Origin of the sequence: Bartonella sp. AC535YNZD, from assembly GCF_042196625.1 — a bacterium.
Classification (GTDB): Bacteria; Pseudomonadota; Alphaproteobacteria; order Rhizobiales; family Rhizobiaceae; genus Bartonella.
Window position 1 is genome coordinate 1 of record NZ_JBHIQP010000029.1, and the last position, 7,488, is coordinate 7,488.

2 protein-coding genes and 1 pseudogene are annotated in these 7,488 nt (G+C 37.5%); 1 reads left to right on the plus strand and 2 read right to left on the minus strand.

Annotation, left to right across the window (positions count from 1 at the left end; all coding sequences use genetic code 11):
- Positions 1 to 261: pseudogene (locus ACFIM8_RS08725) on the minus strand (hypothetical protein); the annotation flags it as partial.
- A gap of 426 nt (positions 262 to 687) precedes the next feature.
- Positions 688 to 1,815, minus strand: coding sequence for a metallophosphoesterase (locus tag ACFIM8_RS08730; protein WP_375614796.1), 1,128 nt, complete (start codon positions 1,813 to 1,815; stop codon positions 688 to 690).
- A gap of 777 nt (positions 1,816 to 2,592) precedes the next feature.
- On the opposite strand from ACFIM8_RS08730, the gene ACFIM8_RS08735 reads away from it, so the two are divergent.
- On the plus strand, positions 2,593 to 7,488 hold a 4,896-nt coding region (locus tag ACFIM8_RS08735), incomplete at its 3' end, for a right-handed parallel beta-helix repeat-containing protein (protein ID WP_404977465.1).

Genomic DNA, 7,488 nt, shown 5'->3' on the forward strand with positions numbered 1-7,488 from the left:
ACCAGCAGCAAGGACGACCGCCACAACAGCAGCAACGACAGCCCCTATTGGAGTAAAAACAGCTCCCACAACAGAGGAAAGACTTGCCCCAACCACTTCGATCACTGTCCCAATCCAACCAAAAGAGGCAGAAAATGCACTTCCTGAGATCATAACTCCGCGAAATGCAGCAACCAGCAGAGTCATGGATCGCAAGAAGAAAAATTGTACAGCATCACAAAACATCAATTGTTTGAATGCTATAAATAAAAAATTGATCAAAACAAAAAACTCTTCTTATGAAAAAGAAAAGAGTTGCCCATGAGTAGATATTATAAACTCTAACAAAGGGCATAACTTGATAATTATACCGCAACAAACTAATAGAAACAGCCTTCTTGATAATTCTGGACAACATGTGCTAGCAAATTATGAACACACCCTTGACAAACTCGCCTTTGCTTCAAGGATGAAAGCCTAAAAGGAAAAATAGAATAACAAACCATTATTCCGCTTTGTATTAAAGCTCCGTTCACATTAAACCATTGCACTTATAGCGTATAACCTGAAATCTCAGCAGCTTTGAAAAAAATATGTCTGATTTTTTATTCTATTTTTAAGTAACACTCAGATACTCTCATTGCTCTTCAAATCCGCACATATAATACGTTTTTTCCCTCATGCTTTAAGACAAAGAAACAAATTCTATTATAACTTACTGCAACTTGCCGAAAATTGGGTGTCTTTCCCTATAACACCAAGATCTTTAATTAAAAGCGGTTTTCCTATTTCTCCATTATAGGCTTTAACGTGAATTGTCTTGCCTTTCACATCTATGAGGTAATAATCTCCATTAAAAAGCGCACCAGCTGTATAGATAGGGATATTTCCAAAAACCTTATCATTTTTCGCACGGCAATAGGACTGATAATGCGTATGCCCCACGAAGATTGCTTTAACATTATGAGAGATAATAATTGACTTAAAGATCGACAAATCTTTAGCATTCTTTTTACGAATAAAAAAGGATTCACCATCAATGGAAGCAGCACGCGCATCATGAAAATTAATGATTGTCACTTTACCTCTTGCATCAGCAGCAGCTAAATCGTTCTTAAGCCAATCTAAAGATTTATTGATTTGCACTTCTGTAGACTGCCCCTTCAAACCAACAGTATAGCTTGGATAATTGTGAAGCTGCACATAGTGAACATCTCCATAATCCCAAGAATAACTCAAACTCCCCCTTACCGAGCGAACATTTCCACCCGAAATGGGAACCAAACTTTCAGTAACATCTGCATTGAAATGCAATAATTGACTACGGTATTTTTTGATTTCCGATACCATTCTTGAAACTGCACTTATAGCACAAGCATCTTTGTAAAAATTGAATTCTTGAGGATTTGTACAATTACCAACATTATTGGCATAATCGTGATTCCCTAGCCCCTCATAGACAGGCGCTCCAAGAGTTTTATAAACATTTTTATAATCATCATAGTTTTTTTGTTGTCCAAACTCCGTCAGATCACCATTGACAATATGGAACGCAGCCTTGTGCGCTTTTATCACACCAGCAACTTGCTCATTTATCTTTAACCATGGCTCTCTGTTTGATACTCCATTGGCATCACCAGAGTTTAAACGCCACGGTTGCGGATCAGCCATGATGATAGCAGTATAATTTTTCTCAAGAGACTTTTCTTTCATAGGCCACATAAATGCATCATGATAAAGCCTCTTGTCCCTTCTTAACTTTTCAGAATCAAGGTTAAAACAACCAGAGAGAGTAAAAGCAATCACGGTGATTACCAATTTAACTTTATATCTCATAAACCTATCACCATAAAAACGTTACATATTTTATTGTATTATAAAAATTTTCTCAGAAGTAATTTTTTAAATTTTCTTGTCAAGAATATGTCAAAAATTCAAAATAATGAAAGCAATGATCCTTCAATGAAAGTGCACTTTGATGATATAAAAGCACTGTTGATTTAAAGCCTTCAACTTGAAGCATCTTCATTGATTAAGATTTATAAGCTTGGGCTCTTGCTCTTTCAAATGTCATCGATACATCAACAGCTTATAAAAACTTAGTCGTATACTATTAAAATATCCCCAACAGGAGAAAAAATGTATTCTTAATACTAGAACATCAAACTCCTTTGGATATCAAGATCAAATATATTAGAATATTATGATAAATAAGGTATAAATAATCAAAAGTGCTAGCAACAGTGTTTTAGTATTACCGTCATCACTTACATTGACAATCTATAAAAATGCATAAGTATTACAGAAAATAATATCATTACTTTATAAAAAATAATATAAATTATGTAATTATTATAATAATATTTATAATTTCTATAATAAAGATTTACAATAAATTTAATTATATAATATAAATAATTACAAACACATTATGTGTTCAATATAAATTCACACAAATTTAATATTATTTATTTTTTAATTTTGACAAAAAATCAAAAATATCTTACCAAATAAGGACAATTACTGAAATTAATAACAACTATCCATTTTCACTTCTTCTTATGAAGTTTGCGGGGAAATGAATATTTGGGGGCTCTCATAAGGAGAATACTGGTGTATAAAACATCCCTTTTATCATGCACGGCTGCGGCTGCTATCATCCTATTCAACATCCAGTTCACTGCACATGCTGAAACTCTTGGCGTTACCAACGAAGAAAAAGATATATCCGGAAAAACGTACGAGACTATTTATGTAAAAGACAAAGGAAAAATCACCGGTAGCACTGTAACTGTAACTGGAAATGAAAGCACAAATGCAGATACAAACAATGATAAGTATGTTGTAACAGTTGAAGGTGCTAACAGTGCGCTTAAATTAAATGGCTTAAATATTCAAGGCACTGATTCTGATGTTCGTTTCGGTATTTCTGTAAAAGACGGCGCTAACATCAACCTAACTGGGGGGAACATTACAACGTCTCAAACTGGCGTTTATATTGACGGCAGCGACAAAAATATACTGCAAAATGTAGTGATATCAAATAATAAAAATGAAATTTCACAACTCATTGGAGTGCAATCAGATAATGGAAGTAACATCACTTTAACAAATGTAAACGTTACGCACGCAGAAGTTGGTATACTCGCAAATAATAATTCTCGAATCAACGTATCCGGAGGATCATTCGAAGGTAAAATGGATGGCGTATATGCTATGAGCGGCACCACCATTACTGTAGATGGCGGTACTAACGTTACCTCATCTAATGGTAACGGACTTCATGCCATCGATGAAAAGAGCGAAATTATAATGACAGGAGGAAGCGTAATTGGAAAAGATGCAGCATTATCTGCAGACGAAGGTGGACATATTACTGTCACGGGTAGTACTCTAACAGCAAAGAGTAATAACCCTAATACATCTACTAATGATAATAAAATCGAAAGTGGATTCGGTGCCTTGTCTCAAGGCAAAAACAGTGTGGTTGAATTATCTAGTACAACGATTAATGATGCGACAATCGGGCTCAAAACACAAGAGAGTGGCGCAATCAAAATGACTGGGGGAAGCATTACAGCTTCCAAAGTTGGTGCTTTCTTCTTGGACAGCAAGAGCAAAGAAAACAAACTGAAAGATGTAGTGATATCAAGTGGGAAAGATGATGCGCCACTAATCAATGGAATCAAAGCAACTAACAGTAATGTCACTTTAAATAATGTAACAGTGACACAAGCACAAACTGCCATAGATGCATATGATTCCACAGTAAAAGTCTTAGGAGGATCATTTAATGCAGAAAAAGCAGCAATATTTACTCAAAACGGCGGCAACATCACTTTAACTGGCGATGCAAAAATTACATCATATAATGATGCTGGACTCTATGCGGAAGGTTCAAAATCCATCATCGAAATGACGGGAGGGAGCGTAACAGCAAAAGAGGAAGCAATAACGACAACATACGGTGGGCATATTATTGTCACAGATGTCATCCTAAAAACAAATGGTGATGGACTTGGTGTAGCTTCTGATGACCTTGGTAGCATGATTGAATTGCGTGGAAATACAACGATTAGTAATAGTGTAATCGGGCTTCAAGCACAAAACGATGGTGCAATCAAGATGACCGGAGGAACCATTAAAACTTCTCTAGTTGGTGCTGGTTTCTTAAACAGTAACAGCAGTGAAAACAAACTAGAAGGTGTGAAGATATCGAATAGTAAAGACGATGCGTTACTGAACTTTGGAATAAAAGTAGATAAAAGTACCGTCACTTTAAAAGATGTAACAGTGACTCAAGCAGTATCCGGTATAGGTGCAGATAACCACTCTACAATAACAGTCTCAGGAGGATCATTTAGTGGAAGTGACGTAGGAGCAAGTGCAGAAGGTGGCAGTACGATTATCTTGAAAAACAACGCAAACATTACATCATCTGATAACATTGGACTCTATGCAGAAGGTTCAAAATCCACCATCACAATGACGGGAGGAAACGTCACAGGGAAAGGGAATGCATTGGTTGCTGAAGATGGCGGCCATATTACTGTTACAGATGTGGCTCTAACTGTAACAGATATGGCTCCAAGTGACGACTATATATCGTCTGGTGTATTTTCTGTTGGCGAAGGCAGTGTAATTGAATTACTTGGAAATACAACGATTAGTAATAGTGCACTCGGGCTTACAACAAGCAATGGTGGCGCAATCAAGATGACTGGAGGAACCATTAAAACTTCTCTAGTTGGTGCTGGTTTCTTAAACAGTAACAGCAGCGAAAACAAGCTAGAAGGTGTGAAGATATCGAATAGTAAAGACGATACGTTACTGAACTTTGGAATAAAAGCAGATAAAAGTACCGTCACTTTAAAAGATGTAACAGTGACTCAAGCAGCAGCCGGTATAGTTGCAGATAACCACTCTACAATAACAGTCTCAGGAGGAGCATTTAGTGGACGTAATGTAGGAGCAAGTGCAGAAGGTGGCAGTACGATTATCTTGAAAAACAACGCAAACATTACATCATCTGATAACGTTGGACTCTATGCAGAAGGTTCAAAATCCACCATCACAATGACGGGAGGAAACGTCACAGGGAAAGCGAATGCATTGGTTGCTGAAGATGGCGGCCATATTACTGTTACAGATGTGGCTCTAACTGTAACAGATGTGGCTCCAAGTGACGACGATATATCGTCTGGTGTATTTTCTGTTGGCGAAGGCAGTGTAATTGAATTACTTGGAAATACAACGATTAGTAATAGTGCACTCGGGCTTCAAATACTAAACAATGGTGCAATCAAGATGACTGGAGGAACCATTAAGACTTCTCTAGTTGGTGCTGGCTTCTTAAACAGTAACAGCAGCGAAAACAAACTAGAAGGTGTAAAGATATCGAATAGTAAAGACGATGCATTACTAAACTTTGGAATAAAAGCAGATAAAAGTACCGTCACTTTAAAAGATGTAACAGTGACTCAAGCAGCTGCCAGTATAGTTGCAGACCATGATTCGACAATAACAATCTCAGGAGGGGCATTTAGTGGACGTGACGTAGGAGCAAGTGCAGAAGGTGGCAGTACGATTATCTTGAAAAACAATGCAAACATTACATCATCTGATAATGTTGGACTCTATGCAGAAGGTTCAAAATCCACCATCACAATGATGGGAGGATCCGTAGCCGCGAACAAAACAGCGTTATTCGCAATCAACGGTGGGCATATTGATGCCACAGATGTTGCTTTAACAACAGAGGGAAAAGGAAGCGGTGCATTTGTAAGTGGCAATGACAGCACAATTCAATTGCATGGTGATACAATAATTAACAATACTTTGAGCGGACTCGATGCCGGTAATGGTGGTAAAATCATTAGCGAAAACTTATCGATAATCGGTGGTGAAGCACTTGAAGGCCCCGACAACGAACGCACTGGTATATGGACATCAGACTCTGGTAGTGAAGTTAGGTTAATGGGCAAAACAACCATTCAAAATGTTGATGAAGGGTTTTATGCAGACGGTGGAAGTAAAATCATTAGCGGAGATTTAACAATAACTGGTGGTGAAAGTAAAACAATGACCGTTGGTGTAAACGTTGCAGAAACTGATAGTTTAATTGAATTAAATGGTAAAACAATCATTCAAAATTTTGATGTTGGTCTCACCGCAGGAAATAATAGCACGATTAAGATGACGAATGGTTATATTGGAGCAGCAGAGAATACAATCAAAAATAAAATAGAAGCAAAAAAAGTTGCACTATGGGCGGCATTTAACGGACATATTGATGTCGTGAATACTTCTATGATAGCAGGAGTTGCTGGTTTGCAATTTATAGCTCTCTCTAATCCTGATCTAGATTATCCAGATGTTCCACAAAAACGTAAAAACAGTGAAATCAATTTGACAAATGCAGATGTTCACGCTGAAAATGGTACTGGAATTTTTGTTGGAGCTTTCACTAACACAAACATGGAAGATATTCCAACTTTATCAATCGGTACATTCAGTCTCAAAAATTCAGAAATCCATGCCGACGTATTATTAGGAGATGGTCTTTTCGAAGATCCAAAATCTTGGAAAAACGACAATTATTGGAACAATAAAGAGGTTAAAGCGATCTCCAATGGCACCTTCACCTTAAGTGCTGATCAGTCTACTCTAGAAGGCAGAGCGAATATTGCTAAAGACAGAAATGTACGTTTTGATCTGAAAAACAATACGAAATGGACGTTGAAAATCAGCAAAAACGAAAAAGATGCTGATGGCAATCTCCTTGATATCGCTCAAAGATCTCGTTCTGATATTTCCACGCTTAATCTCGATAACAGCTCCATTGTTTTTGAGAAACCAACAGAAGATCACTACCAAACATTGCATATAGGTTCTGGTAAACCAGACACGCAAGAAGTCTACAACGCAACGGGAGACGCAAAGATTTACTTCAACATTGCTTGGAGTGATGGCGTAGTAAGTGCCGATCAAAAAACCGATAGGCTTCTCATTCACGGTGATGTCTCAGGCTCCACAACAGTTTATATTAAAAGCGATTCTGGAAATGAAAGTAGTGTAGTCAATGCTGCTGATCCTTCAAATATAGGTGGACTCTCGCTCATCCAAGTTGCAGGAAAAGCACAGGAAGACTCCTTTAAATTAGCCAAAGGCTATACCACACTAGGGGGAGAACCTTACAAATATACACTAACTGCTTATGGACCAGACTCAAGCCATGGTACAGCCGATATTGAGCAAAACCTCTTTGATGAGAAGAATGAAAATTTCTGGGATTTCCGCTTACATAAAGAAATTCTTGAAACGGATTCTGGTCCAAGTGTGATCGTCCCTGTAGCACAAACGGCCAGTTACTTAGTCATGCCAAATGCTCTCTTCTATAGTGGATTAACCGATATGGCTAAACAAAACGCATTCTTAGCCAATATCAGAACATCTGTCTTAGGAAAAGAAGAGGAAAAACAAACCGGTTTCTTCCTCTATACTTACGGA

What these genes read in the sequence shown, in the direction of transcription:
- ACFIM8_RS08730 (WP_375614796.1), bottom strand. Translation starts at nt 1,815, where the DNA reads ATGAGATATAAAGTTAAATTGGTAATCACCGTGATTGCTTTTACTCTC.